General features: G+C 61.3%; 24 protein-coding genes. 6 read left to right on the top strand and 18 right to left on the bottom strand.

Translation table 11 applies throughout. The features are described 5' to 3' along the window. Nucleotides 1–79 precede the first annotated feature (79 nt). The gene (locus J7557_RS04880) at nucleotides 80–2,137 is read left to right on the top strand and encodes a ComEC/Rec2 family competence protein (protein WP_291417877.1); all 2,058 of its coding nucleotides are present in this window, start codon (nucleotides 80–82) and stop codon (nucleotides 2,135–2,137) included. Here J7557_RS04880 and J7557_RS04875 read toward each other — a convergent pair. Genes J7557_RS04875 through J7557_RS04860 form a run of 4 tightly spaced genes read right to left on the bottom strand, consistent with a single transcriptional unit; the run spans nucleotide 2,106 to nucleotide 6,483 of the window. Further along, nucleotides 2,106–4,067: a beta-galactosidase gene (locus tag J7557_RS04875; RefSeq protein WP_291417876.1), complete on the bottom strand. Its 1,962-nt coding sequence runs from the start codon at nucleotides 4,065–4,067 to the stop codon at nucleotides 2,106–2,108. The genes J7557_RS04880 and J7557_RS04875 overlap by 32 nt on opposite strands. Before the next feature lie 9 nt (nucleotides 4,068–4,076). Continuing rightward, nucleotides 4,077–4,952 (bottom strand): SMP-30/gluconolactonase/LRE family protein, encoded by an 876-nt coding sequence (locus tag J7557_RS04870; RefSeq protein WP_291417874.1) that lies wholly within the window; start codon nucleotides 4,950–4,952, stop codon nucleotides 4,077–4,079. After that, nucleotides 4,949–5,560 (bottom strand): 2-dehydro-3-deoxy-6-phosphogalactonate aldolase, encoded by a 612-nt coding sequence (locus J7557_RS04865; protein ID WP_291417872.1) that lies wholly within the window; start codon nucleotides 5,558–5,560, stop codon nucleotides 4,949–4,951. The genes J7557_RS04870 and J7557_RS04865 overlap by 4 nt, the downstream gene beginning before the upstream one ends. Before the next feature lie 11 nt (nucleotides 5,561–5,571). Continuing rightward, nucleotides 5,572–6,483: a 2-dehydro-3-deoxygalactonokinase gene (locus J7557_RS04860; RefSeq protein ID WP_291417870.1), complete on the bottom strand. Its 912-nt coding sequence runs from the start codon at nucleotides 6,481–6,483 to the stop codon at nucleotides 5,572–5,574. A 286-nt stretch (nucleotides 6,484–6,769) separates the two neighbouring features. On the opposite strand from J7557_RS04860, the gene J7557_RS04855 reads away from it, so the two are divergent. Continuing rightward, nucleotides 6,770–8,578, top strand: coding sequence for an IlvD/Edd family dehydratase (locus J7557_RS04855; RefSeq protein WP_291417868.1), 1,809 nt, complete (start codon nucleotides 6,770–6,772; stop codon nucleotides 8,576–8,578). 480 nt (nucleotides 8,579–9,058) lie between these two features. On the opposite strand, the gene J7557_RS04850 is transcribed toward J7557_RS04855, so the two are convergent. Further along, nucleotides 9,059–9,778 (bottom strand): YafY family protein, encoded by a 720-nt coding sequence (locus tag J7557_RS04850; protein ID WP_291417866.1) that lies wholly within the window; start codon nucleotides 9,776–9,778, stop codon nucleotides 9,059–9,061. Nucleotides 9,779–9,866: 88 nt separating this feature from the next. Between J7557_RS04850 and J7557_RS04845 the strand changes: the two genes are divergently transcribed. Further along, nucleotides 9,867–10,811, top strand: coding sequence for an alpha/beta hydrolase (locus J7557_RS04845; protein WP_291417864.1), 945 nt, complete (start codon nucleotides 9,867–9,869; stop codon nucleotides 10,809–10,811). A 52-nt stretch (nucleotides 10,812–10,863) separates the two neighbouring features. Here the strand turns inward: J7557_RS04845 and J7557_RS04840 are convergent, their stop codons facing one another. The 10 genes from J7557_RS04840 to J7557_RS04795 form a co-directional block, all read right to left on the bottom strand. Further along, nucleotides 10,864–12,618, bottom strand: coding sequence for a diguanylate cyclase (locus tag J7557_RS04840; RefSeq protein WP_367272874.1), 1,755 nt, complete (start codon nucleotides 12,616–12,618; stop codon nucleotides 10,864–10,866). A 253-nt stretch (nucleotides 12,619–12,871) separates the two neighbouring features. Then, the gene (locus tag J7557_RS04835) at nucleotides 12,872–13,252 is read right to left on the bottom strand and encodes a nuclear transport factor 2 family protein (protein ID WP_291417861.1); all 381 of its coding nucleotides are present in this window, start codon (nucleotides 13,250–13,252) and stop codon (nucleotides 12,872–12,874) included. Further along, nucleotides 13,252–13,959, bottom strand: coding sequence for a transcriptional repressor LexA (gene lexA / locus J7557_RS04830; protein WP_035078886.1), 708 nt, complete (start codon nucleotides 13,957–13,959; stop codon nucleotides 13,252–13,254). Before lexA ends, J7557_RS04835 begins: the two co-directional genes overlap by 1 nt. Nucleotides 13,960–14,056: 97 nt before the next feature. Continuing rightward, complete coding sequence (locus tag J7557_RS04825; protein WP_291417857.1) at nucleotides 14,057–14,473, bottom strand: HIT family protein; 417 nt, start codon at nucleotides 14,471–14,473, stop codon at nucleotides 14,057–14,059. Between the two features lie 12 nt (nucleotides 14,474–14,485). Next, nucleotides 14,486–15,613, bottom strand: a complete 1,128-nt coding sequence (locus J7557_RS04820; RefSeq protein WP_291417856.1) for a hypothetical protein — start codon at nucleotides 15,611–15,613, stop codon at nucleotides 14,486–14,488. Between the two features lie 59 nt (nucleotides 15,614–15,672). Continuing rightward, nucleotides 15,673–16,848 carry a GNAT family N-acetyltransferase gene (locus J7557_RS04815; RefSeq protein WP_291417854.1) on the bottom strand — a complete coding sequence of 392 codons (1,176 nt, stop codon included), beginning with the start codon at nucleotides 16,846–16,848 and terminating at the stop codon, nucleotides 15,673–15,675. Further along, complete coding sequence (locus tag J7557_RS04810; RefSeq protein ID WP_291417852.1) at nucleotides 16,838–17,599, bottom strand: glycerophosphodiester phosphodiesterase family protein; 762 nt, start codon at nucleotides 17,597–17,599, stop codon at nucleotides 16,838–16,840. The genes J7557_RS04815 and J7557_RS04810 overlap by 11 nt, the downstream gene beginning before the upstream one ends. A 69-nt stretch (nucleotides 17,600–17,668) precedes the next feature. Beyond that, nucleotides 17,669–18,127: a RidA family protein gene (locus J7557_RS04805; RefSeq protein ID WP_291417850.1), complete on the bottom strand. Its 459-nt coding sequence runs from the start codon at nucleotides 18,125–18,127 to the stop codon at nucleotides 17,669–17,671. Next, a complete protein-coding gene (locus tag J7557_RS04800; RefSeq protein WP_291417848.1) occupies nucleotides 18,124–19,452 on the bottom strand; it encodes a DNA polymerase IV in 1,329 nt (442 codons plus the stop codon). Before J7557_RS04800 ends, J7557_RS04805 begins: the two co-directional genes overlap by 4 nt. A gap of 9 nt (nucleotides 19,453–19,461) precedes the next feature. Beyond that, nucleotides 19,462–19,740: a DUF3572 family protein gene (locus tag J7557_RS04795; RefSeq protein WP_084587436.1), complete on the bottom strand. Its 279-nt coding sequence runs from the start codon at nucleotides 19,738–19,740 to the stop codon at nucleotides 19,462–19,464. A gap of 123 nt (nucleotides 19,741–19,863) precedes the next feature. Here J7557_RS04795 and J7557_RS04790 point away from each other — a divergent pair, with 123 nt between their 5' ends. Beyond that, nucleotides 19,864–20,235: a response regulator gene (locus J7557_RS04790; RefSeq protein ID WP_291417845.1), complete on the top strand. Its 372-nt coding sequence runs from the start codon at nucleotides 19,864–19,866 to the stop codon at nucleotides 20,233–20,235. Between the two features lie 88 nt (nucleotides 20,236–20,323). After that, on the top strand, nucleotides 20,324–21,694 hold the full coding sequence (locus J7557_RS04785; RefSeq protein ID WP_291417843.1) for a PleD family two-component system response regulator: 1,371 nt from the start codon (nucleotides 20,324–20,326) through the stop codon (nucleotides 21,692–21,694). A 400-nt stretch (nucleotides 21,695–22,094) separates the two neighbouring features. On the opposite strand, the gene rpmG is transcribed toward J7557_RS04785, so the two are convergent. Next, nucleotides 22,095–22,262, bottom strand: coding sequence for a 50S ribosomal protein L33 (gene rpmG, locus J7557_RS04780; protein WP_035078862.1), 168 nt, complete (start codon nucleotides 22,260–22,262; stop codon nucleotides 22,095–22,097). A 119-nt stretch (nucleotides 22,263–22,381) separates the two neighbouring features. Here rpmG and J7557_RS04775 point away from each other — a divergent pair, with 119 nt between their 5' ends. After that, the gene (locus J7557_RS04775; RefSeq protein ID WP_291417841.1) at nucleotides 22,382–22,798 is read left to right on the top strand and encodes a hypothetical protein; all 417 of its coding nucleotides are present in this window, start codon (nucleotides 22,382–22,384) and stop codon (nucleotides 22,796–22,798) included. A 197-nt stretch (nucleotides 22,799–22,995) separates the two neighbouring features. Here the strand turns inward: J7557_RS04775 and J7557_RS04770 are convergent, their stop codons facing one another. Then, nucleotides 22,996–23,391, bottom strand: a complete 396-nt coding sequence (locus tag J7557_RS04770) for a DUF983 domain-containing protein (RefSeq protein ID WP_035078859.1) — start codon at nucleotides 23,389–23,391, stop codon at nucleotides 22,996–22,998. A gap of 4 nt (nucleotides 23,392–23,395) precedes the next feature. Further along, nucleotides 23,396–25,678 carry a ribonuclease R gene (gene rnr / locus J7557_RS04765; protein ID WP_291417838.1) on the bottom strand — a complete coding sequence of 761 codons (2,283 nt, stop codon included), beginning with the start codon at nucleotides 25,676–25,678 and terminating at the stop codon, nucleotides 23,396–23,398. Nucleotides 25,679–25,978 lie beyond the last annotated feature (300 nt).

Genomic DNA, 25,978 nt, shown 5'->3' with positions numbered 1-25,978 from the left:
AGTGCAGGGGCAGGGGGCTGCTAGAGGGGAAATTGTGCTGGGGGGGCCGGCCATCGCACGCCCGCGCCCCTGGTCAATCGTGGCATGGCCGTCAGTCGCCTCGCGATCTCTTCGACTGGCCATCACCGACGCCGCCGAACAACGCCGCCTCTTCGTCCTCTTGCCCTTCAGCCTCATCGCCGGCCTCGTCGCCTATGCCCTGCTACCAGTCGAACCTGAGGCCTTTCATTTCATCATCGGTTCGCTTTGCGTTACGGGATGCCTGTTACTGGCAATGCTGACGCACTCGCTCACCGGCCGGCGCGTGGCAATCCAGTTGTTCGCTGCCTGGCTCGGTTTCTGCCTCCTCGCCCTGCATGGTCTGGCCTTCGGCACACCCATGCTGTCAGTGCCCGCCTACGGCACCTATTCGGCCCGCGTCGATGAAGTCCTGTCCGCCGACGCCAACGGTATCCGCGCTGTCCTGTCTGCCATGACCCCAATGGACGGTGCCCGCGAACTGCCGATCCGCCGTGCCCGCATCCTTCTCCCTGGTGAGCCACGAGTCGAAGTCGGCGACTGGATCGAAGCAAGGATAAGGCTCGCCTCCGTTCCTGGCCCCATTCTGCCCGGTGCCTTCGACAGCCAGTTCCACGCCTATTTCTCCGGTATCGGCGCCTACGGTAACGCCATCGGCGCGGTTGAAATCGTCGCCCAAGGCGATGACAGCGACCTCGCGCGCCGCGTGCAGGCGCTCCGCAACCACATCGGCCAACGCATCGATCTTGCCTTGGAAGGCGCCAGTGCCGCGATCGGTCGCGCCATGATGATGGGCGACCAGAGCGCTATCAGCGACGAAACCCGCGATGTCATGGCCGCCTCCGGTCTCGCCCACGTCTATTCGATCTCCGGCCTCCACCTGTCGATCGTCGCCGGCGGCATTTTCTGGCTCCTGCGCCTGGCTCTCGTCTGCTTCCCGATGACGCTGACCTGGCCCAACAAACAGATCGCCGCCATCGCCGGTCTCTCAGCCGCCTTCAGCTACCTGCTCCTCGCCGGCGGCATGGACAATGTCCCCGCCTTCCGCTCCACCCTCATGCTCGCCTTGATCTTCGGCGCAGTTCTCGCAGGCCGCCGTGCCCTGACCATGCGCAATGTCGCTATCGCCGCTCTGGTGATCATCCTCATCGATCCGGCCAGCATCTTCCGCGCCAGCTTCCAGCTCTCTTTTGCCGCCGTGGTCGCGCTTATCGGCATCTACGAACTGCCGCGCCTGTCACCGCCGGCAACGGGCGGAAGTGTCGAACGCGCGTTACGCTTCGTTTCGGCAACAGCCTGGACAAGTTTTGTGGCCGGCGCCGCCACGCTCCTCTTCTCCGCCTATCACTTCCAGCAGACAGCGCCGCTCGGCGTCCTCGGCAACGTGCTGGCGCTGCCCTTTGTCAGCCTCATCATGTGGTTCGGTGTCCTCGCCATTCTGGCCATGCCATTCGGCCTCGACGGCCCGTTCCTCAAGCTGATGGGCTGGAACATCGACCGCATGGTCGATGTTGCCGAACTGGTCGCGGGCTGGAGCGCCAGCCTCACCGGCAATCCAATTCTCGCCGGGTGGACGCTGCTGGCTGGTCTAGCGACGCTCGCTTGGTTCGCCTTCATCGAAGGCCGCTGGCGCCTTCTGGCTCCAGCCATGCTGCTCCCCATCATCCTGCTGTTCGGCTTCGCCCCTCGGCCTGATGTGCTTGTCGCTGATACGACCCAGGCCGTTGCCGTCCGCGATGGGACGGGCATGGGTCTCGTCACCGGCCGGACCGGCAGCTTCGCCGTCGACGTCTGGAGCCAATACTATCAGACCGAGATCGCCCCAACGCATTCGGGCACCCACTGCGATAGTCTCGGCTGCATCGTGAAGACGGACCAGTTCAGCATCGCGGTCATCCGCAACGCCGCCGCCTTCGCTGAAGATTGCTACGGAAACAATTTGATCATCGCCCGCATTTCGGCGCCCCAGGGCTGCGGCGCCTCGGGCCAGATCATCACCGCCCGGGATCTGCAGCGCGGCGGTGTCCAATGGCTCCGCTGGGACGAAACAGCCGGGCGGTTCGAAATCCACCCGGCGATAGAAACACTTAGCCGGCCGTGGCGAGTTTTGCCACGGTGACACCAGCGGCCGGTACGTCCGCGCCGCCAATCACATAGTCGCTTTCGTCGTCAGCCGGCGTCAAAGTCGCCCCGCTTGCCGAATAGTTCACATAGATGCGGTAGCCGCCGCGGCTGCGGGCACGAACGCCGGCCGGCAAGCTGAGGATCGGCAGGTCGGCCTCGGCAATGAGGTAGTCGGCAATGCGCTGCATCAGCGCCCGGTCGCCGCTGGCGGTCAGGTAGAACAGCTTCCCCTGCGAAATCAGCACCGGCACGCCTTCATTGTCTTCCATCACCACTTCGCCACGCGTCTCGACCTTTTCGCGCCAGAGGCGCGTCGAACCGCCGCCCTTCACGGTGACCGAAACATGGGCGGGAATACTGTCCACCCGCGTCACGCGTGCATCGAGCAGGTTGGGGGACAGGTCCGGGCCGAGGCGGGCGGGAATGGAGAAATTCTTGGTTTTCGATCCCGAACGCGGTCCGATCAGCAGATGACCTTCAAAGCTGGCCACGGCCTCGCGCAGTTCGTCGGTCCAGGTAAAGAGAGCCGGGATAGCGACGATGTCGTATCCGGCAAAGCTCTTGGTCTTGGGCGACAGGATATCGATGTCGACGCCGTGCTTGCGGAAGGCGGCATAGATGTCACGCACATGGGCGCCGTGCTTGAAGCCCTGAGCCTGCGGTTGCACCTCCCAGGCCCATTCGCTGTCATAGTCGAAGACCAGCGCCACGCGCGCCTTGCCCACCGGACCATCGAGGCCGGTGAGCTTGAGTTCCTCGGCGACCTGGCTTGCTTCGCCATAGGCCGGAGCCGGTTCACTGTCTGGCCGCAATAAGCCAGCATGCATCTGCTCCTGGGCGAACGGCGCCTGCCGCCAGCGGAAGTAGGAAACGACCTCCGCGCCATGCGCAAAGGCTTCCCAGGCCCAAAGGCGTGCCATGCCCGGCAGCGGATCGGGGTTGAAATTCCCCCAGTTCACCGGCCCTGGCTGCTGCTCCATCACCCACCAGCGGCCGTGGCCAACCGTGCGATAGAGATCATGATGAAAGGCCGCATTGTCCGGATCGCCCTGGCGCATGTACTGGCGCTTCAGGTCTTCGCTCTCGTCGCTGACCGCGAGATGGCCGATGGGGTAAGAGTCCCAGCTCGCGACATCGAGCGTTTCGGCGAGGTCGTAGTGGTCGAACTCGGTATACCGGCTCATGAAATTATGGATGACCGGCAAGTCCGGTCGCTTGGTCTTCAGGATATCGTACTGCACCTTGTTGAAGGCGCTGACTTGATCCGAGGAATAGCGGCGGAAGTCGAGGTCGTGGATCGGATTGGGCTCGCAAACCAGGAGGTTCGGCAGCTCGATCTGGTCGAAGCGATTATACTCCATCGACCAGAACACATTGCCCCACGCTTCGTTCAGCGCCTCGATCGATCCGTAACGCTCAGCGAGCCATTTCCGGAAACCCTCCAGCGCGGCCGGCGAGTAGGAATAGGTCGTTCCGTGGCAGCCATATTCATTGTCGGTCTGCCAGCCACCGAGCGCAGGATGATCGCTCAGCGCATCGGCAAGAATCTGCGTGATCCGCGCCGATTCCTCGCGATAGGGCAGATGCGAGAAATCGTAGTGGCGGCGCGAGCCAAAACCCTTGCGCTGCCCCCACGCGTCGACCGCCAGCATGTCCGGATGCTTGTCGACCATCCAGCGCGGTGGAGTCGCAGTCGGCGTGCCGACAATGACCTTGAGGCCATGCTTACCAAGCACGTCCATGGCCCGGATCATCCAGCCGAGCTGGAGGTTGCCCGGCATCGGCTCCAGCCGCGACCAGGCGAATTCGCCGATGCGGACATATTTGATGCCCACTTCGGCCATGCGGGCCGCGTCCTTGTCCCACCACTCTTCGGGCCAGTGTTCTGGATAGTAGCAAACGCCGAGGGCGGGACTGATGGACATGGCAGAAGCTCAGAGCTTTATGGGAGTTTCAGGGAGGCCGGGCACGTCGACCTCGATGGCAAAGACGCCACCGGCCACTTTTTCTGCGGCGAGCTGTTCCGGTGTCAGCGTCTTGGCGGCGGTGGTGATGAACATCGTCTTGAGGTCCTTGCCGCCAAAAGCGGGGCAGGTGACCTGGCTGACCGGCACTTCGATGATACGGTCGATCGACCCATCCGGCGCGTGGCGCACGACACAGCTACCGCCCCAGCGGGCATTCCAGAGATAGCCTTCGCTATCGACCACGGCGCCATCGGGCCAGCCGCGGTGATCCGATACGTCAGCAAACAATTCCCACGCGCCAATCGGCAGACCGGTTTCGGGATCTGTCGCGCATTTCAGGATTTTCTTGGTCGGCGTATCGGTCCAATAGGCGATCCGGCCATCGGGCGAGAAACAGGTCGCATTGGGAATGGCGACGTTCTCGATGATCTTTTTGAGCTCGCCTGCACGATAGTGATAGACCGAGCCGTCCTTCGGCCCCTCTTCCTTAACCATGGTACCGATCCAGAACGCGCCCGACGGATGGACGCGGCTATCATTGGTACGGTTGGCCGGGATCTCGCGCTCGATGTCCAGCAGACGGTTCATGCCGCCGACGCGCAGGTCAAACTCGATCAGGCCGTTCTCGCTGGCGATGGCCAGCCGGTCGCGGTCAATGATCGCTGCGGCCGCGACCGTCTCGTTGAAGAGCCAGCTTTCCTCGATTTCGCCTTCCGCATTGGCGGCAAACAGGGACTGCTCGTTGATATCGAACCAGAAGAGCTGCTGGCGCTCGCCGTGCCAGATCGGGCCTTCGCCCAATTCGCATTTGCTGTCGATCAGAAGAGGCGCCGTGTCGGTCATGCCTTTGCTCCCTTGTCATAGGCGGCAACCGCGGTGGCCGCGCGCTCGGCGACTTCGGTGACGCTCATGCCGGGCTTGTAGATATAGGTGCCGAGACCGAAGCCGGCGCAGCCGACGGCGAAGAATTCATCGAAATTGTCGGGATTGGCTCCGCCGACGGCATAGAGCGGGAGGTCAGGCGGGAGCACGGCTTTCATGGCCTTGATGCCCTTGGAACCCAATACTTCGGCGGGGAAGAATTTCAGCCCGGTCGCGCCGGTGCGGATCGCCTTGAAGGCGTCGCTGGGCGAGAACACGCCCGGATAGGATTTGAGGCCTAGTTTCACTGTCTCGGCGATAACGGCTTCATTGGTGTCGGGCGAGACGATGAAGGTGCCGCCCGCAGCCGCGACGGCGCGTACGTTTTCCTCGGTGAGAACCGTGCCGGCGCCGATTTCCGCACGGTCGGACAGCGCCTTGGCGGCCCGCGAAATGCTTTCGAGCGCATTGGGCGAGTTCAGAGGCACTTCGATGAGCGTGATGCCGGCTTCGACGAGAGCGGTGCAGACCGGTACGGCCTCGTCATTGGTGATGCCGCGCAGGATGGCGATGATGTGGCGGTGGGACATGGTCAGTTTCCTTAGGCGGCGTCGCGGGCGGCCTTGAGGCCGGCCAGAACGACCGCAGTAGCATCGACGGGGCGGCCGGCAGCGCCGGCCATTTCCAGCACCTGGCCATAGAGGGCGCAGAGCACATGCGAACCGATCAGCGGAACGGGTTCGTTACCGATCTGGTGGCGATTGGCTGATATTTCGGTGCCGATGAGCAGGCCCGAGAGATAGCCGGCGCACCAGGCGGGCTGGCGGCCCGAAACAAGGGCACTGGCGCGGACGCGGAACAATTGGCCGAGGAGGTCGGCCGGCTTTTCGAGGCCGGTCTGCGCTCCGGCGGCAAATCCCTCGGCCCGCTCGGGCGTATCGAGATCGCCGCCAAGCGAATGGCGCAGCACCGAATGCGTGGACAGGATTTCGAACATCTCGCCGGTCATCGCGGTGGTGAAATGCTCGATCTTCGTCCCGTCAAGCAGCGCCCATTTCGAATGGGTGCCGGGCATGCAGACGAGGCCGGAATAGCCGGGCAGGGTGCTGGCGAGGCCGAGAAGCTGAGTTTCCTCGCCGCGCATGACATTGTCGGCACCCTGCTTCTGGCAGACGCCGGGCAGGATCGAGACTTTCAGTTTGTCCGAACCGCTATCGGGGCGAACGGCACCCTTTAGGAGGCCGCGCAGGTCGGTCGGCGCTTCGAGATAGGGCGCTTCAAGCCAGCCCTGACGGGCACCGGCCATGCCGCAGACGAGAACATCGGTGGGTCCAGCGACATCGACACCGTCGAGCAGTTCGGCCAGCGCCGCTGGAAATTCTTCGCGGCTGAGCTTGCCCATGCCCTTGGGCGAACTACGGGACGCGATGACGTTGCCGCTCGCATCGATCGTCCAGCCCCGGAGATTGGATGTGCCCCAATCGACGGCAATCCACGCAACAGATTCGCTCAACCCAAACTCTCCTCGACGAACGCCTATTGAATGCGGCGCGACCCTAATGGGCTTCGTCCGCTCTGAACAGGGCGTTCCGCTGCACCCGCTACCCGAGCAGGCGCTGGCGATCCCCTCGATTGGTAAGATTTTCAGAGCGTTCCGGCACATCTGGGGTCTGTTGCACCGCCTCGATCAATTGTATGATTTTTTCGCTTGGGGCCGTTCACACGGGCGTTTGCCGTGATAGAACGGGGTCAACCAAGGCCCCACGGTTCGCTGCGGCGGACGGAAAAGGAATTTGACGATGACGACTGACAATGGCGCCGGTGCCGAAAAGAAGCTGCGCTCGCGTGCTTGGTTCGATAATCCCGAAAACCCGGACATGACCGCTCTCTATCTCGAGCGCTACATGAACTTTGGCGTTTCGCGCGAAGAGCTGCAATCGGGCAAGCCGATCATCGGCATCGCCCAGACCGGTTCCGATCTCAGCCCCTGCAACCGTCACCACATGGTGCTGGCCGAACGCGTGCGTGAGGGCATTCGTGAAGCCGGCGGCATCGCCATCGAATTCCCGGTCCACCCCATTCAGGAAACCGGCAAGCGTCCGACCGCCGGCCTTGACCGCAACCTTGCCTATCTTGGCCTCGTCGAAGTCCTCTATGGCTACCCGCTCGATGGTGTCGTGCTGACCATCGGCTGCGACAAGACCACCCCGGCCATGCTGATGGGCGCCGCCACCGTGAACATCCCGGCGATCGCGCTGTCGGTCGGCCCGATGCTCAATGGCTGGCACAAGGGCGAACGTACCGGTTCGGGCACCATCGTCTGGAAGGCCCGCCAGATGATGGCTGCCGGCGAAATAGACTACGCCCAGTTCATCGAACTCGTCGCCTCGTCCGCTCCCTCGACCGGCTACTGCAACACCATGGGCACCGCCACCACGATGAACTCGCTGGCCGAGTCGCTCGGCATGCAGCTCCCGGGCTCTGCTGCGATTCCTGCGCCGTACCGCGATCGTCAGGAAATGGCCTACCGCACCGGCAAGCGCATCGTCGACATGGTGCACGAAGACCTGAAGCCGTCCGACATTCTCACCAAGGACAACTTCATCAACACCATCGTCGTCAACTCGGCGATCGGTGGCTCGACCAATGCGCCGATCCACATCCAGGCCATTGCCAAGCATATCGGCGTTGAACTGGAACTGCAGGACTTCCAGACCTACGGCCACAAGGTGCCGCTGCTGGTCAACCTGCAGCCTGCCGGTGAATATCTCGGCGAAGACTACTACCATGCCGGCGGCGTGCCGGCGGTGGTCAACGAGTTGATGAAGCAGGGCCTGATCCGCGAGAACGCACCGACCGTCAACGGCAAGACCATTGGCGAGAACTGCCGCAACACGCCGATCCAGGACGAGAAGGTCATCCGTCCGTTCGACCAGCCGCTCAAGGTCGATGCCGGTTTCCTCGTGCTGCGTGGCAATCTCTTCGACACCGCCATCATGAAGACCTCGGTTATCAGCCAGGAATTCCGCGATCGCTATCTGAACAATCCGGAACACCCGGGCATGTTCGAAGGCAAGGCGGTGGTCTTCGATGGTCCGGAAGACTATCACCACCGCATCGACGATCCCTCGCTCGACATCGACGAACACACGCTGCTCTTCATGCGCGGCGCCGGCCCGATCGGCTATCCGGGTGCTGCCGAAGTCGTCAACATGCGTCCGCCGGCCTACCTCATCAAGAAGGGCATCTCTTCGCTCGCCTGTATCGGTGACGGTCGCCAGTCGGGTACCTCGGGTTCGCCTTCGATCCTCAACGCTTCGCCGGAAGCTGCCGCTGGTGGCAATCTCGCCATCCTCAAGACCGGCGACCGCGTGCGCATCGACCTCAACAAGGGCGAAGCCGATATCCTGATCTCGGCCGAGGAAATCGCGACCCGTCGCGCTGCCCTCGAAGCTGCTGGCGGCTACAAGTACCCCAAGCACCAGACCCCGTGGCAGGAGATTCAGCGCGGCATCGTCGGCCAACTCGGTGAGGGCGCCATTCTGAAGCCCGCCGAAAAGTACCAGCGCATCGCCCAGACCGAAGGGCTGCCGCGCGACAACCACTAAGCTTGAGGCGCAACCACGCTTTGACCAAAGGCCGGGCAGCACAAAGTGCCGCCCGGCCTTTTTGTTGGCGGTGCGGTTGCACGGTGGAGAGCGGCTTTCGCCCAAAAAAAGGTAAAATGAAAGAGGCGAAAGCCGCTTCCCACGATCGGGATTTTTTGCGCACGCCTCGAGCGGTCCCCTTTTGAGGTTTTACGGTCCAGTTCGCCGTCGGAAGCATCCTGAGATGCAACGGGGGCTCACTGCCGCTTGACCGGTGGTCGGCATCCACGCACCTGCCTGAGCGACCTCAAGCAGCCCGTCTTCCCACCCGGCACTTCGTCGGTACCGCGTGTTGCGGTGGGAACGGGGCGATAGTGGCACGGCGGGCAGGGCCTGGGGATAAGTTTTGCGGTGACCGCGAAAGGCATTTGCCGGCGGGACGTTGGCGGTGGTGGATCGCGCGGAGAGTTTCGGGCTTGGGGATATGCCGAAGCGCAGAGTTCAGCGAGACAGATCGCGAACCGGGCGGACGTGATCCTCGAAGGGAACATGCCGCCGTTGAAACGTTGCGCTGTCGTCTATTTCCGGGACGCTGATCCGGTCCATGCGAAAATGGCGGAAGGCCACGCGCGCTGGATCCCACGCCACCAAATACCAAAGGGGTGGCAGGATGAGCATGGCCTGCGGCTCAACATTGCGGTGGGTGATCTCCCCTTTCGAGTCGCGATATTGAAAGCGCAGGCGTCGCCGCTGGAGAAATGCCGCTTCGAACGCGGGTAGCAGCGTTGGGTCCATTGCCCGCATGTCCGATATGTCCACCTGCGGCGCAAGTTGCCCGACATGCAAGCAGTCCAGAAATCGGCGCAAGTCGCGCAATTTGTCCGACGGCAAAGCGGCTTCGATTTTGGCAAGCCCGGCATCGGCGAGATCAGAAAATGGCAGGTTTCCCGCCGCGCGCATGGACGCGACGCTAATGAGCAGAGCAAAGACCTCGGCGACCGATAGCCGCGCCGTGGTCTGAACCGACTGCGGGTCGAGCTGCAGGCCGCCGCCGCGCCCGGGTTCTGAATGGATGACAAAACCCTCGTCGCGCAGCGCGCCGATATCGCGCAATACGGTGCGCCTCGATGCGCCGACCTTTTCTGCCAGGTCCGCGATTGTCGAAGTGCCGTTTCGGCGAAGGCTGCGCACGATGGCGTCTTGTCGGAGACGAGCTTTCATGAGGAGATGGTGTCATTCAATGGCGTCAAATTTTGGCACCATTCACTTTTAGGCAGCGGTCGTAAACAACCATTAAGGTGAATGACCAATGCTCAATACGATCGATTTTCCCAACCCCACCCTTATTTCAGTCAATGGCGTGACCCTCGAAGTCTTTGAGGCAGGGCGGGAAAACAAGGGAAACCCCATCGTGTTCTGTCATGGATGGCCCGAGCATGCCTTTGCCTGGCATCGTCAGATACCGGCCCTTGCTGCCGCGGGTTACCACGTCATCGTTCCGAACCAGCGCGGCTATGGCAACTCGTCTCTTCCAGACGACGTCACCGCCTATGACATTGAACATCTGTCCGGTGATCTCGTCGCGCTTCTGGATCATTTTGGCTACGACGACGCCACCTTTGTCGGTCACGATTGGGGCGCGATGGTTGTCTGGGGCCTGACCTTGCTCCACCCCAACCGCGTCAACAAAATCATCAATCTGAGCCTGCCGTACCAGGAGCGCGGCGAACAACCCTGGATCGCGTTCCTGGAGCAGATATTTGGCGGCGACCATTATTTCGTTCATTTCAACCGGCAACCGGGCGTGGCGGACGCCATTCTGGAAGAGAATACGCTCCGCTTCCTTCGCAACCTCTACCGGAAGAACGAGCCTCTCAAGGAACCCGAACCGGGGATGGTCATGATCAATCTCGCCAAGGCAGAAGCGCCGCTCGGCGAGCCTGTGATGAGCGATAGCGAGCTTGCCGTTTTTGTCTCCTCCTTCGAAAAGACCGGGTTCACGGCCAGTATCAATTGGTACCGGAACCTCGACCGGAACTGGCACTTGCTGGCGGGTGCTGACCCCATCATCCGGCAACCGACGCTCATGATCTATGGCGCGCGCGACCTGATTCCTCCTTCAGCCAGGCTTGCTAGCTTCGTTCCGAATGTGGACGTGATCACGCTCGATTGCGGCCACTGGATCCAGCAGGAAAAGCCGGAAGAGACAAATAAGGCCATTCTCGGCTGGCTGGAGCGGCAGAACGCCTCTTAGTCCCCGGAATACGCAAGCATGCCCTCCGGCCCGGCCGGGGGGCAAAGCTTCGCTATGCAAGACGCCTGTTTGCGCGACCAGACCAATCGCAAACGACCACATTTCTGCCACTGGACTTGGCCTGCAAAAGCGCCGCGTCGGCCCGCTGCATCAGCGTCGCCTTTGGCCGGTTGTCCTCCGTCGTGGCCACTCCGACAGAAACTGTCACGGTTCCCAGTGGCTGCCCTTGGTAGTCGATCGGCGCGGTTTCGATGGCGTGCCTTATCGCCTCTGCTTTTTGTAACGCCGCGGCGCCGTCGTGCTCGCGAAATATTACCGCGAACTCTTCTCCGCCATAGCGGTGCGCTATTCCACCATGCCCGGCGACATTCGTGATGATGGCGGCAACCTGGCTCATGACGAAGTCGCCGGCGTCATGCCCAAATTGATCGTTGAAGCGTTTGAAATGATCGATGTCGATCATCATCAGCGCTGTGGGATCATCCCTGTCTTCCTGCACTAGGTCCGCCAGATTTTCATCGAGCGAGCGCCGATTGAGCAGGCCTGTCAGCGGATCCCTCACGGCGAGGTTGGCCAGTCGATCCCGCAGTTGAAGATTGGCAATCGCCAAAGCCAAATTTTCCGCGATCAGCTCGACATATGTTCGGGCATTGTCCAGGGCGGTGCCACCTTCGGCCTCTTCGAAATAGAGGGCCCCGACGGTGTCTCCACGAGCGGAGAGCGGGACGCAAAGCGCGGAACTCGCCTCCTGTTCCCTAAGGTGAAGGCACCGGACGTCGTTATTTGCACCGTCGCTGAGATGCGCACGGCCCCTTCGAATGCCCCAGCATTCGAGGGCGGCAAACTCTTCGCCCGACAGGGTGGGAGTGCCCCAACTGCTTTTGGCGACCAGCGCCGTCCGACCGGTGTTCATGATGAAGAGATGGCCGGACAGATCCGGAAAGAGCTGCGAAGCAAACAGGGCCACCACGGGCGCCAATTCTCCTTCCTGGCGGCAGGCCTGGAGCCGATGCATCAATTGAAGAATCTGATCTTTGGTCCGCTGGTCCTTGCGGCGCTCGGCATCGAGACGCTCCCGCTCAAGTCCATTGTCGCGAAATATCTGGATGGCCTCATTCATGTCGCCAATTTCGTCGCGACGCCCATCCGAGAGAAGCTGAACATCGTAGTCTTGCCGGGCAAGGCGTTGCACAACGTCGCTCATGCGCAGCAAAGGCCGGGTCACGCGCCGCGTCAGGACGAAATAGAGCACGCAGAGGAACACGAGAGCCGTCAGCGCGAGCATCGACTTGGCGATCGTGCCCCAAAGCCCCGCCTGTGCGCTGGCCCGTTCTACTTCCCCGCGCGTTCGCAGCGCGACGAGATCGACAAAATGGCTAACGCTGTTCAGGAGGCCGAATTGCGCCTCCTCGTGCTCGGGAGAAAAAAGAGCCGCTTTGGCCTGATCCTCGGCGCCATTGGCGAAGTCTGCGACTGCCTGCTCTTCGATCGCATCGAGAATTTCGGCTTTTGTTTCTACCGCACGAAGCGCCGCCGCCTCCTCTTCGGGCAGTCCCTTTTCCCTCAACACGCGAATGGCGCGTTCCCGCTCCCGCTCTTCCGCGAGAGTCGCCCGAAATGCCTCGAGGTAGCGCTGCTCGCCCGTAAAAACGAAAAGTCTAGCGTCTTCAGTGGTTAGCTCGGCTGCCCGGGCCAGCATTTCGACGCTTTCATCGATCTTCCATGCGGTATCGAGGGCATCGCGCTCGCGATCCGCGTAATGCGTTGCAATGATGAAGGAGCCGCCTGACAACAAGGTCAGTCCCACAGTCAAGGCATAGGCCCAATTGGTGATCGTGCTGATGCGCATCGCGGTCCTCGCCTCCAACTAGACAGCCAAGAGTCAGGCCAAAGGATGCGCGACGGCGCTAAAAATCGGCTTAAATTTTGCTATTTAGTTCGCCTCGCGACATCAGGAGCATAGCCCACCGCTCGTCGTGGGTCGAACCCCAGTGCCATAAGAGCCTTGCTTTAGCAGTGGTGTTCCCAACCGCGTATGCCGGCTTGTGGAGCGCTTTCATTCATTCCGGGAAAGCGCTCAGGTGCTCATGCACAATATGCCAGCCACTCTCTCCCATGGCGAGAACCGTCGTTCCGCGGCCCTTGCCTTCTACGACCTGGCCCTCGATGGTCGCGCGCCAGTGGAAGCGGTAAATGCAACTGGCGGCTTCGGCACTCCTGGCAATCCAGCGAAGGTCTTCTAGCCAATAGGTCTCGTCGGCAAGACGTTGCCAGGTACGTTCGAAGGCGTCGCGCGCCGCTTCATGGCCCTCGTAAGTGCCGGAGCTGAACCAGAAGCTGGCTTTGGGATCGATCAGCGGGATCAGCAGCGCGAAATCGTGTCGATTGATCAGCTCGGCATAAGCCGCCATCGCCGCTTCAGGTGTGGCGGCCCCGCTCATCAATATTTCCGCAGGAGACCAACGAGCCGACCCTGAACTTTTACGCGGTCCGGCGGGAAGATACGGGTTTCATAGGCAGGATTGGCGGCTTCGAGGGCGACCGTATTGCCCTTGCGACGCAGGCGCTTGAGGGTGGCTTCTTCATCATCGACCAAGGCGACGATGATCTCGCCCGTGGACGCCGTGTCCTGCTTCTTGATGAGCACGGTGTCGCCGTCGAAAATGCCGGCCTCGATCATCGAGTCGCCGCGCACTTCGAGCGCATAATGTTCGCCAGCGCCGAGCATTTCCGGGGGGACGGCGATCGTGTGGGAATGGCTCTGGATCGCCTCGATCGGTGTACCGGCGGCAATGCGGCCCATGACCGGAATCGAGATCGGGCGGGCATAGTCGTCGGTGCTGCGCGCGGGGGGCGAAGCGACCTTGCCCAGATTGCCTTCGATGACTGCGGGCTCGAAGCGCGCCTTGCGTCCCCCAAGCGACGGGTTCATCGAGTCTGGGAGCTTTACCACTTCCAACGCTCGGGCCCGGTTGGGCAGGCGGCGGATGAAGCCACGTTCTTCAAGCGCGGTGATCAGCCGATGAATGCCGGACTTGGAGGCGAGATCGAGCGCATCCTTCATTTCATCGAAGGACGGCGGAATGCCGCTTTCCTTCATGCGTTCATGAATGAACATGAGAAGTTCGTGTTGTTTGCGCGTCAGCATTGCCCGGCGACCCCAGAATCGGAACATAGACGGAACGACTATATGTGTTCCACCTATGTTCCGCAAGAGTCTTGGATTTTTTGGTGTTTTCGGGTGGCTACAGCGCGGCTGCGATGTGCTTGGCCAGTTGAGCCAGTTCTTCGTCATCGGCGCGGCCGGTGGCATGGGCGCCCATAGCTACGCCTTCATAAGCGGGGATGATGTGGAAATGCAGGTGGAAGACCGTCTGACCTGCCGGAGCTTCATTGAACTGTGCGACGCGCAGGCCGTCGGCTTTGGTGGCGGTCTGAACCGCCTTGGCAACTCGCTGTACCAGCGGAATGACAACGGCGAGATCAGCCGGATCCGCATCCAGCAGGTTACGCGATGCAGCCTTGGGAATAACCAGTGTGTGACCCCTCGACTGCGGAAAAATGTCCATCATGACGAGAGCGGTGTCGTTCTCAAAAACCTTGTGGCAAGGCAGTTCGCCCTTGAGGATCTTTGCAAAGATATTCGTCGGATCGTAGGTCATTGGCCTCTCGTATTATTCGGCTGCCGCCAGCGTTTCATCACCGGCATTGTTGGCGTAGCGGAAGCGGAAGAAGTTCAGCAGTGCAAGGCCTGTCAACGTGACAGGCACATATCTGATGCCACGCGTGATGAAGAAGAAGGCTATGTTCACCGCCGTTTCTGCCGACATGGCACCCTTGCCCATGGCCGAGGTGAAGGAAGACGGCACGATGTGTCGGTAGATGAGATCGTCGGAGCGGTAGTAGCTGCGCGCACGTGCGGCGAATGCGCGCTTCGAGGCTGAGTACTCACGAAGTTCGTCGAGGCCCATATCGCCGTGGAATTCGACTTCGGAGCCTAGAGCCCAGACCTCAGGCGCCATCAGCCGATCCTTGCCGATGGTAGTGAAGCGTTCGGTCAGGTCGCGGAACGTGACGTAGTTGGCGTTCCAACAATCCTTCGACTTGGCACCATGTGAAAGAATAAGAACATCGGCCCGCGCCAGCTTTTCATCCAGGCCAGCGTAGTTCCCCGCTGAGAAATCGACGCCGGACTTCGCCACTTCGACAATGGCGCCCCGCTTCTCGAGCGCTTTGACCATTGCCGAGCCAAAGGCGCCGCTTGCGCCAGTGACAAGGAAACGGCGGCCAGCGATCTGGCAGGTCGTGCCGACGAGGAGATCAAAGGTATTGGCGAATGACGAGAAGAAGTTGTGGGGATAGACGTGATGCATGGCGTGGTAGTTGTTGTTGACCCACAACAAACCCTGCTTGCCGCCCACGCGGTCCATGGACATGTGGTTGTAGTCCAGTCCCTCTTCGCGCAGCGTCAGGATGAACATAACGGTGCGGATTACGGCAACCACCGCTACGGGTTGCCACGGAATCGCCAGCAAAAACAGAGCGATAGCAATCATAGACGTGAGATATTCGGGAAGCACGTGGAACCAGATGTTCTGCCGCGCATAGGCCGGATTGATCTGCATGTCGAGGCCCAGGAACTTGTGGTGAACCCAGTGCCATGATGAGAAAGTGCGCAGGAGCGGGATCTTCGAGTTTTCCCAGCGGTGCAGGAGCCAATGCAGGGTATCGAACAGGGTCGTGGCCACAATGAAGACGAGAAGGGCTTCGAGAAAGAAGGCTACGACGTCCCAAAAATCCATTGGTTCCCGGTTCCTGTGCAGTTGGACGGAGCTTCCTTAACACACTCGACTGCCCGGGGCTAACGCTCCTGCCTCTCACCTCTCCGGAACGGTGTAAACCCTTCCAGCGCCTCTTGTTCCCGTTCGACGGCGGGGCGCTCGGCGTTGAGATACTCGGCGACTGCATCGCGCAGACCTGGATGGGCGATCCAATGCGCTGAATGCGTGGCAACGGGGGTGTAGCCCCGCGCCAGCTTGTGTTCGCCCTGGGCGCCGGCTTCGACCACCTTCAGGCCATGGGCGATGGCGTAGTCGATGGCCTGATAGTAGCAGACTTCGAAATGGAGGAAGGGCACTTCGCGTGTAGCGCCCCAATTGCGGCCATAGAGGCGGTCTTTGCCGATGAAATTGATAGCGCCGGCAATGGGCTCATCGCCCGCATAGGCAAAGATCAGCAGCACGCGTTCGGCCATGTATTGGCCGAGCAGGGAGAAGAATTTCCGGTTGAGATAGGGCTGGCCCCATTTTCGCGCGCCGGTGTCTTCGTAGAAATCGAAGAAGGCATCCCAATGATGCTCTTTGATGTCATTGCCGCGGAGCCAGCGAATGGTGATGCCGTCGGCCAGTGCGTCGCGGCGCTCGCGGCGGATGACCTTGCGTTTTCGCGACGAGAGGGTTTCGAGGAAGGCGTCGAAGCTGGGAAAGTCCTCGTTGTGCCAGTGAAACTGGGTGTCCACCCGGCTCAGCCAGTCCGCCGCATTGGCCGTCGCGGCATCTTCGTCGGGCAGGAAGGTGAGGTGCACGGAGGAGGCATTGCGCTGGCGCGCCAGTTCTTCGGCGGTCGAGAGCAGCGCGGCCCGGATTTGCAGGCTGTCGGACGGAACCAGCAGCTTGGAGGCGGTTACAGGGGTGAAAGGCACGGAACCCTGAAGCTTGGGGTAATAGTGCCCGCCGGCGCGCTCCAGCGCCTGGGCCCAGCCGTGGTCGAAGACATATTCGCCCATGGAATGGGTTTTCAGGAATAGCGGCAGGAGACCGACAGCGTTGCCTGTCTCGTCCTTCATGAGGATGTGCTGGGGCTGCCAGCCGGTGCGGCCAGTGGCGCAACCCGATTCTTCGAGCGCCAGAAAGAAGGCATGATCGAGGAAAGGATTGTCGGGCACGCCATTGGTGCCCGGCACAAGGGAATTCCACTGCTCGGCGGATATAGACGCCGTGGAGGGATGGATAGTTGCTGAAAGCTCTTTAGGAGACACTGTCCGGGTTGAACCCTTCGAACACGATCTGGTCGATGTAGGGGGCCGCGGCCTCCGCTTCAACCTTAGACCGGATCGTCCAGGCGGTCACCGGCTTGCCGAGGGCGCGCCAGAAAGTGATCGCAGGCAAGGTCAGCGCGCTCTTGTCGCAGGAAATGAAGTCGAACTGCGTCTCGTGCCAGTGCAGCAGATGGCGCATCGTGTAGCGCTCATCCTCGGTGATCCCCGGCGGATAGTCTTCGCCCTCATAATCATAGGTGATGATGCCCCGCGGGCCGGCAAAGCCGTATTCGCGGATGAGGGTGATGAGGCGCGGATCAAAGGATTCGACGGTGGTCGGACCGGAATATTTGGCGAGCGCTTCGGCGGCGATGGCGGCCAGGCGACGCGTGGCTTCGAGGCTCGGCTGGTGCTTGAGCTCGACCTGGAGCAGGGCACGACCGGAAATCTGTTCGAGGAAAGCGTCGAAGGTCTGCGGGCGATCGCCTGCGGCACTGTCGAGCAGTTTCAGGCTCGTCATCTCGGCGAGGGTGCGGTCGCTGACGAGACCGGTTTCGCCGGTCAGGCGTTCGAGCTTTTCATCGTGGAAGACGACCGCATGGCCGTCGCTGGTGAGCTGCAGATCGCATTCAATGGCGAAATTGCCCGCAATAGCGGCCGCAAAGGCGCTTGCGCTGTTTTCGATCACGCCATTGGCGCGGTCGTGCAGGCCACGATGGGCAACGGGACGGGGAAAGAGCGGTGCGGTCATGACAATCTGCCGTGAAATCGGAGGCGTCCGGTTCGCACGCCTCCGTGACAGTGCAATTACAGATAGGCGTCAGACTTCGACGACGGCGTCGATTTCCACCGCCGCGCCGAAGGGCAGCGAGGTAACGCCGAAGGCGGCGCGGGCATGCTTGCCCTTGTCACCCAAAATGCCGACCAGCAGGTTCGATGCGCCATTGGCAACAAGATGCTGTTCGGTGAATTCAGTGTCGGAGCAAACGAGAACCGTCAGCTTCAGGATTTTCTTGATGTCCTGCAGCGGAATGCCGGCGGAATAGACGATGTGCGAGAGGACGTTGAGGATGGCGAGTTCGGCGGCGTTGCCGCCTTGCTGGACGTTCATCGTGTCGCCCAGGCGACCACCCACGACGCCATTCTCACCGGTCGAAATCTGGCCCGAGACGTAAAGGAGATTGCCGCTGCGGGTAACGGGCACATAGCTTGCGACCGGCGCCTTGGGGGCGGGCAGTTCGTAGCCATATTCGCGGAGCTTTTGGATCGGATCGGTCATCTGGTCTTGCCTTCCAGGTCTTCTGCTTCTTCTTCGGATGCCGGAGCCGAACTGGCTTCGGTCCGGTTGGTGTAGAGTTTGCCGCGGACGACGGCCGTGCGGCCAAAGCGGGTGCGCACGCGGTCCATGGCCCGTTCCGCCGCCGCCTTGCGGGCAACCTGCGGCTCGAGCAGGTCCGTCGGATCGGACCCGTCGGCCGCTTCGATGCCCGAAATGCCGATGCCGATCAAGCGGAACGGCGTGCCATCGGCCTCACGCTGCAGCAGGTTCAGTCCTGCCTCGTAGAGCACATTGGCGAGCTGTGTCGGCATCATCAGGTGTCGGGCGCGCGTGCGCAACTTAAATCCTGCTGTCTTGAGCTTGAGCGTCACCGTGTCGCCGACGATGTTCTTGGATTTGAGACGCTCGGAAAGGCGTTCGCAACAGTGAAGCAGTTCGGTGGAAAGCTCTTCGAGCGTTGCGAGATCACTGTTGAATGTGGTTTCCGAGGAAACCGTCTTCATCTCGCCGTCGATAGAAACCCGGCGACTATCCTCTCCGCGGGAAAGCCGCGCCAGGCGCGCGCCCGATTCGCCGTAGAGATGCATGAGCTGGATGGGATCAGCGTCCTGCAACTGGCCGATGGTGTGATAGCCGTCCTTCTTCAACGTCTCGGAAAAGACCTTGCCGACGCCGAAGATCAGGCTGATCGGCTTGGGCGCCAGGAACGACAGGGTTTCGGCGGCGCCGATGACGGCAAAGCCGCGGGGTTTATCGAGGTCTGAGGAAACCTTGGCGAGGAATTTGTTGTGGCTGAGGCCGACGGAAATGGTGACACCCACCTCCTGCTCGATGGTGCGGGCAAAGCGGGCCAGGGTCAGGGCAGGGGGCGCCTTGTGGACTTTCTCGGTGCCAGTGAGATCGAGGAAGGCTTCATCGATCGAAAGAGGTTCGACCAGCGGCGTCAGCGTATCCATATAGCGGCGGATCTGGCGGCTGACCTCCACATACTTGGCCATGTTGGGCTTGATGATCACCGCGTCCGGGCAAAGCTCGCGCGCCCTATACATCGGCATGGCCGAGCGAACGCCGGATTGGCGGGCGATATAGCAGCAAGTGGAGACGACGCCTCGAACACCGCCGCCGATGATCAGCGGACGGTCACGCAGGCTTGGGTCGTCACGTTTTTCCACCGAGGCGTAGAAGGCGTCGCAGTCGACATGGGCGATGGAGAGGCCGAAGAGCTCGGAATGGCTGCGGATTCGGGGCGAGCCGCATTGCGGACAGCGGCGGGGTTCAGCCGCCGCCGTTCCGGAACTGAGGCAGTCGCGGCACAGCCAATCCATCGCGTTGGATCATCCGTTGGGGTTGAGCTTGTACCAGAGGCGCATGAACGATTCCGGGTTCATGCCGGTATTCGCGCAGAGGGCGAGCAGAATCGGTTCGTTTGCGGCAAAATAGTCGACGAGCCCGGTTTGCAGCCGCTTCGTGCCGATTGCGGAACGAAGGGATTGCGGATCGAGCCCGGCATGCTGCATGAAAGCCAGCAGTTCATCGGGATTTTCGGCAAGGTAACCGAGGCAGGCCCCGGCGACCTCTTCGAGGTCCAACGATGACGGTTTCGCGAGCGGCAAGTCTTGGCCTCATTTGAGGTTTTGTAACGGATTGAATGATACCCCATGGCGACGGGGAAGCGAAGGGCCGTGGTGCTGGGACCGGGGAAAGTACCGGTGCCACAGGCACGCAAGTGAGGACCAATGTCCAAGACAGTCATGATCGTGGAAGACAACGAGCTCAACATGAAGCTCTTCAACGATCTGCTCGAATCGCGCGGCTACAGGGTCATCCAGACCCGCAATGGCCTTGAAGCGCTGGATCTGGCGCGGGCGCACATGCCCGACCTGATCCTCATGGATATCCAATTGCCGGAAGTATCGGGCCTTGTTGTCACCAAATGGCTCAAGGACGACGAGCAGCTCGCCCATATTCCCGTCATCGCCGTTACGGCCTTTGCCATGAAGGGCGACGAGGAGCGGATTTTGCAAGGCGGGTGCGAGGGTTACATTTCGAAACCTATCTCCGTGGCTCATTTTCTGGAAACCATTGCCCAATATATTGGACCTGCCTGACGACGCTGGAGGTATCAGGCGGTTCGGCGGTGCTTTCCCGGTGGCCGGTGCGGCATCGGGATAAATTGGTTTGCTTGGGGGATATGCGGTGACGGCGCGCGTTCTGATTGTCGACGACATTCCGACGAATGTTCGGCTGCTCGAAGCGCGGCTCACCGCTGAATATTTCGAAGTTCTCACCGCCAATTCCGGGCCGGAAGCGCTTGAAATCCTTGAAGGAACCGACGTCGACATCATCCTTCTGGATGTGATGATGCCGGTGATGGACGGTTTTGAGGTCTGTCGCCGCCTGAAGTCCAACCCGCGCACGCATCATGTGCCGGTGCTGATGATCACGGCGCTCGACCAGCCTTCCGACCGCGTGAAGGGCCTTGAGGCTGGTGCGGACGATTTCCTGACCAAGCCTGTCGACGACATGCAACTGATGGCGCGCGTCAAAAGTCTGGCGCGGCTCAAGTCCCTGACGGACGAATTGCGGGCTCGTGCCTTGACCGGCCAGCAACTGGCGATCGAGGACGCCATGCGGGCGATGGACACCATTTCGGCACAGGGCGGGAAGGTGCTGATCATCGACACCGACAAGCGCCACGCCGAGCGCGTGCAGGGCTATCTCTCGGAAGAACACAAGGTCGAACTCCTGCTCGAGCCGGCCGACGCCGTCTTCCAAGTGACTGGCGCACAATATGAATTGGCGCTGGTGAGCATGTCGCTCAACGATTTTGACCCGCTGCGGGTGGCGTCACAAATCCGGACTGTGGAGCATTCGCGGAACCTGCCGATCATCCTGATGGCCGACGACGGCGACAAGCCCCGCGTGGTGCGGGCGCTGGATCTCGGGGTCAACGATTTCATCAGCCGGCCGATCGAGCGGAACGAGCTGAAGGCCCGGGTGCGTACTCAGATTCGGCGGCATCGCTATGCGATGGAGCTGCGCGAAAGCGTCAACAATTCCATCGCCATGGCGGTGACGGACGACCTCACCGGCCTCTACAATCGTCGCTATTTCGATAGACATCTCAATGTCTTGCTCAGCAAAGCCCAGGAGCAGGAACGCAACCTGGCGGTGATGATCCTCGATATCGACCACTTCAAATCGGTCAACGATACCTATGGGCACGACGTCGGCGACGTGGTGCTCAAGGAATTCTCGGCGCGGATGAAACGCAATATCCGCGGGGTCGATCTGGCTTGTCGGTTTGGCGGCGAGGAATTCGTGGTGCTGATGCCCGATACGGACGTCAGCAATGCCGAGCTGGTGGCCGAGCGCGTGCGACAGGCAGTCGGCGAAAAGACCTTTGAAATCAATGGTCAGAAGCTGCTTACGGTGACCGTGTCCGTTGGCGTCTCATTCAACGAGAGCTTGTCCGATACCGCGGAAAGCCTGATCAAGCGGGCCGATTTGGCGCTCTACCGCGCCAAGCGCGAGGGCCGCAATCGAGTAATCCTCGACGCGGCTTGATAAAATGCCGCGCGTTAGGGTTATCTGTTATAATTAACAAACGGTTATCGGTCGCTTTTGACTGGATTTCCTTGAGTTTCCCCCGGTCCATTGTAGGGTGAGTTTCAGATGGCGACGGTCATAAACGACTGGTGCCTCCGAGCTCCCTACGGCTTTTCTCAGGTCCGCCGCAACTCCTGAGTCCCGTAGGGCGGTTGGTCCGGATGCGGTGAGAGTGGCCTCTTCGACGTACCGCTCCGGACCAGCCACTCTCCTCCTCAAATCGCTCTGGACTTGTCCCTCGATGCTGACAGACTGTTAGCGTCGAGATCAGCGTTTCGCCGATTTGGTTACCCCAAATGCGGAAAGGCCCCGCACGCTAGTGCAGGGCCTTTCAAACGCTTAGAAGAGCTAGATCGGATTACTTGATCTTGGCTTCCTTGAATTCGACGTGCTTGCGAACGACCGGATCGTACTTCTTGAATGCCAGCTTTTCAGTCTGGGTACGGGCGTTCTTCTTGGTCACGTAGAAGTAGCCGGTATCGGCAGTCGACACGAGCTTGATCTTGATGGTGGCGGCTTTTGCCATTTTCGTAGTCCTTGTCAAAACGAAAAGGCGCCGCGAGCCAAGGCAGCGCCGGAATTTGGGCGCAACCTACGGATTTGCGGGAAGTTGTCAAGCATATAGAGGCGGATGGAGACAGACAGATGACCACACCGACCGAATTGCTGCACCGGCTGCAGATCAAGGCTGGGACCAAGCTCTGGCTGATCAATGTACCACAGGAAATCGCCGAGGAAATCACCGCCGGCGCCGAGGTGGAGCCGGTGCATGGCGATTCCTACTACGATGGGGTTTTAGCCTGTTTTGCGGGGCCGGCGGAGGTGGAGGCCATGGTGCCGCGAATCCTGGCGGAGCTGCCGCCGGATGGACTGCTTTGGATGGCCTACCGGAAGGGCGAGGTGGGCAAGGAGGCGGGCCTGACCCGGGATCTGGGTTGGGAACCGCTGGAGGCCAAAGGGCTGCGCCCGGTGCGTGCCGTGGCGTTGGACGGCGAGTGGTCGGCGCTGCGGTTCAGGCCGAAGGATAAGGTGAAGGCGAAGGAAGGTTCGCAGTTTGCCTAACCACCACTGTGGCGCGATCTCTCATTGGTCGTCACTACCCGGCTTGCCCCGGTAGTCCCCGGCGGAGGGGAGATGGATTGCCGGGACAAGCCCGGCAATGACGACGGAAAGAGTGGGGAAGTGCGGGACAGCGTCTGGAAACAGAAATCCCCGCTTTCGCGGGGATGACGTTGAGGTTGGGATGGCATTCAGGCCGATTAGTCGCGCTGGCCAGTTCCAAACCCATACATCCTGGTAGCCCATTGCAGGCCGACGATGGCGCCCTTGGTCGAGGGTAGAATCGCCAATGGCAGCACGATGGCCAGGGGAATCATGGTGATCACATAGGTGATCGGCTGGACGTGATAGGTCATGTCCATGTGCAGCATCAGGAAGATGATGATGTGGCCCACGATGGTGATGGCGATATAGGGCGGGAAGTCGTCGGCACGATGGTGCTTGAGTTCTTCGCCGCAAACGTCGCACTGGTCGACGACTTTCAGATAGGCGCGGAACATCTTGCCCTTGCCGCAATGAGGGCAACGGCAAAGCGTGCCACGCCACATAGCCTGGGCGACGCTGCGATTTTCGAGAGTTGTGGCGTTCTCGGTCATGGAACTACCTCTTTCTCCGGCCCTTGGGACCGAAGCTCCTAGATGGCCCCTTTCGGAGGCGTCTGCCAGATGGCGGATTGCCGCGGGTGCCTTCCGAGAGAAGTTCGAAACGGAGCGCGCCGGCTACGGGTGCCGCCTCGAGGAGACGCACGGTAACGCGGTCGCCAAGGGTAAAAGTTTCGCCGCCGCGCTCGCCGATCATCGCCTGTCGCTCTTCGACATAACGATAGTAATCTTCGCCGAGGGTGGAGGCGGGGATAAAACCATCGGCGCCGGTTTCGAGGAGACGGATGAAAAGGCCGGAGCGGGTGACACCGGAGATGCGGCCCTCGAAGCGGGCGCCGATTTTTTGCGCCAGGAACTGGGCCAGGAGGCGATCAGAGGTTTCGCGTTCGGCCAGCATGGCGCGGCGCTCGGTGGCCGAGATGTGCTGTGCGATGCCCTGAAGCTTTGTCGCTTCCTGGTCGGTGAGGCCGTCGTCACCGAGGCCGAGTGCTCGGACCAGGGCGCGGTGCACGATGAGGTCGGCATAGCGGCGGATGGGCGAGGTGAAGTGGGCATAGCGGTCGAGATTCAGGCCGAAATGACCATAATTCTCGGCGGAATATTCGGCCTGCGCCTGGCTGCGCAGCACCATTTCGCTGACCTGCTCGACATTGCCGGCCTTGCGGGCCTGGCCGAGAATCCCGTTGAAATCGGAGGCGCGGACGGAATCGGACTTCTTCACCGCGATGTCGAGGCTGCCGAGGAAATCGCGCAGGCTCTGCAGCTTTTCCGAACTGGGCTCATCGTGGACGCGATAGAGCAGTTCCGAGCGCTTCTGTTCCAGCGTTTCGGCGGCCGCGACGTTGGCCGCGATCATCATCTCTTCTATGAGGCGATGGGCTTCGAGACGCTCGGGGATGCGGATGTCGGCGACCATGCCCTTATCGTCGAGGATGATCTTCCGCTCCGGCAGGTCGAGATCGAGCGGGCCGCGCCTGTCGCGGGCGCCGGCCATGGCGTCATAGGCGTCCCACAGGGGCCGCAGGATGGGTTCGAGCAGCGGACCGGTCTTGTCGTCGGCATTGCCGTCAATCGCCGCTTGAGCCTGCTGGTAGCTGAGTTTGGCCGCCGACCGCATCAGGATGCGATGGAAGCTGTGGCTGATCTTGTGCCCGTCGGCATTGAGCACCATGCGCACGGCAAGGGCGGCGCGGGGCTCGCCTTCCTTCAACGAGCAAAGCTCGTTTGAAATGCGCTCGGGCAGCATGGGCACGACGCGGTCGGGGAAATAGACCGAGTTGCCGCGGAGATAGGCCTCGCGATCGAGCGAGGTGCCGGGGCGGACATAGGCGGCGACGTCGGCGATTGCCACGGTGACGACGTGGCCCCCGGGGTTCTTCGGGTCGTCGTCGGGCGCAGCGTGGACCGCGTCGTCATGGTCCTTGGCGTCGGGAGGGTCGATGGTGACGAGCGGCAGGTCGCGCCAGTCTTCGCGACCCTTGAGCGTTGCTTCCTTGGCCTCTTCGGCCTCGCGGATGACGCTGGTCGGGAATTTGTAGGGAATTTCGAGGTTGTGGATGGCGATCATCGACACCGCGCCTTCGGAGGCGGGGTTGCCGATGACGGAAGTGACGCGGGCGCGCGGAATCATCAGGCGGCCGGAGAGCTTTACTTCCACCTCGACGAGATCGCCGTCCTTGGCTTCTCCGAGATCGCCGAGGGGAATGCGCATTTCCTTCTGCTTGCGATCGACCGGGATGAGGCGGGCGCCTTCATCGTCCATGCGGACAATGCCGATCTGGCCGCGACGGGGCTTGTCCAGCACCTTCATCGGCTTGGCGGTGTAGTGCGGAATTTCGTCTTCGCCGGCGTCGATGCGGGCGAGGATGCGATCGCCCGGAGCCGGGACGACGCGGGAATCCTTGCTGACGAGCACTTCGACGCGCGGCTTTTCGCCTTCTTCCGGGTTCCACTGGGCCGGGAAGGCGTGGAGTGCGTCGGGATCGGCGTCGGAGGGAATATCGAGGACGGTCACATGGGGCAGGGCGGCGGTGCGGCGCAGCGCCTTGCGGGTGCGCGTGATGACGCCATCGCCTTCAAGCTCGGCCAGCATGGCCTTGAAGGGGCGGCGCATGTCTCCGCGAATGCCGAAGACTTTGGCGAGGTCGCGCTTGCCCTTGATGTCGGCGTCCTGCTTGAGGGCCTCCAGCAATTGTTCGCGCGTGGGCAGTTCACCCGCGCGCTGTTGAACGCTGCGCTTCGGGCCCGAGGTGTTTTTTGGTTTTGTTTTTTTGGTGGTCATGTTGCCCGATATGTAGGGGATTGCGGGGCTTTTGCCAATTCGGGGCCGTCCCGCAGGGCAAATCACTCCGGTGGAGTGATTTGAGGCTTCGAAGCCATGAGAGCTAAGCTCGAATGGCCCAGCGGTTTGGCAAGCGCGATGCCTGTCGCGATCTGGCGACACGCTCCTCTGCGGAGGAGAGAATACCCCTCACCCTGATTTTCTGCTGAACGCAGAAAATCGGCCCCTCTCCCGCAAGGGGCGAGGGGAAGCCGGTGGCTGGGGCGGTACCTTGCCCTAACCGTCCAAACTCCGTTGAAT

Source organism: Devosia sp. (assembly GCF_017744655.1).
GTDB lineage: Bacteria > Pseudomonadota > Alphaproteobacteria > Rhizobiales > Devosiaceae > Devosia.
This window is presented reverse-complemented; position numbering and strand designations above follow the sequence as displayed.

Excerpts from the sequence above, each read along its gene's own strand:
- J7557_RS04845 (WP_291417864.1), top strand. The coding sequence starts at position 9,867 with ATGCTCAATACGATCGATTTTCCCAACCCCACCCTTATTTCAGTCAAT.
- J7557_RS04770 (WP_035078859.1), bottom strand. The coding sequence starts at position 23,391 with ATGACCGAGAACGCCACAACTCTCGAAAATCGCAGCGTCGCCCAGGCT.
- rnr (WP_291417838.1), bottom strand. The coding sequence starts at position 25,678 with ATGACCACCAAAAAAACAAAACCAAAAAACACCTCGGGCCCGAAGCGC.
- J7557_RS04875 (WP_291417876.1), bottom strand. The coding sequence starts at position 4,067 with ATGTCCATCAGTCCCGCCCTCGGCGTTTGCTACTATCCAGAACACTGG.
- lexA (WP_035078886.1), bottom strand. The coding sequence starts at position 13,959 with ATGCTGACGCGCAAACAACACGAACTTCTCATGTTCATTCATGAACGC.
- rpmG (WP_035078862.1), bottom strand. The coding sequence starts at position 22,262 with ATGGCAAAAGCCGCCACCATCAAGATCAAGCTCGTGTCGACTGCCGAT.
- J7557_RS04850 (WP_291417866.1), bottom strand. The coding sequence starts at position 9,778 with ATGAAAGCTCGTCTCCGACAAGACGCCATCGTGCGCAGCCTTCGCCGA.
- J7557_RS04800 (WP_291417848.1), bottom strand. The coding sequence starts at position 19,452 with ATGGATTGGCTGTGCCGCGACTGCCTCAGTTCCGGAACGGCGGCGGCT.
- J7557_RS04855 (WP_291417868.1), top strand. The coding sequence starts at position 6,770 with ATGACGACTGACAATGGCGCCGGTGCCGAAAAGAAGCTGCGCTCGCGT.
- J7557_RS04810 (WP_291417852.1), bottom strand. The coding sequence starts at position 17,599 with ATGACCGCACCGCTCTTTCCCCGTCCCGTTGCCCATCGTGGCCTGCAC.
- J7557_RS04870 (WP_291417874.1), bottom strand. The coding sequence starts at position 4,952 with ATGACCGACACGGCGCCTCTTCTGATCGACAGCAAATGCGAATTGGGC.
- J7557_RS04820 (WP_291417856.1), bottom strand. The coding sequence starts at position 15,613 with ATGGATTTTTGGGACGTCGTAGCCTTCTTTCTCGAAGCCCTTCTCGTC.
- J7557_RS04825 (WP_291417857.1), bottom strand. The coding sequence starts at position 14,473 with ATGACCTACGATCCGACGAATATCTTTGCAAAGATCCTCAAGGGCGAA.
- J7557_RS04835 (WP_291417861.1), bottom strand. The coding sequence starts at position 13,252 with ATGAGCGGGGCCGCCACACCTGAAGCGGCGATGGCGGCTTATGCCGAG.
- J7557_RS04865 (WP_291417872.1), bottom strand. The coding sequence starts at position 5,560 with ATGTCCCACCGCCACATCATCGCCATCCTGCGCGGCATCACCAATGAC.
- J7557_RS04790 (WP_291417845.1), top strand. The coding sequence starts at position 19,864 with ATGTCCAAGACAGTCATGATCGTGGAAGACAACGAGCTCAACATGAAG.
- J7557_RS04805 (WP_291417850.1), bottom strand. The coding sequence starts at position 18,127 with ATGACCGATCCGATCCAAAAGCTCCGCGAATATGGCTACGAACTGCCC.
- J7557_RS04775 (WP_291417841.1), top strand. The coding sequence starts at position 22,382 with ATGACCACACCGACCGAATTGCTGCACCGGCTGCAGATCAAGGCTGGG.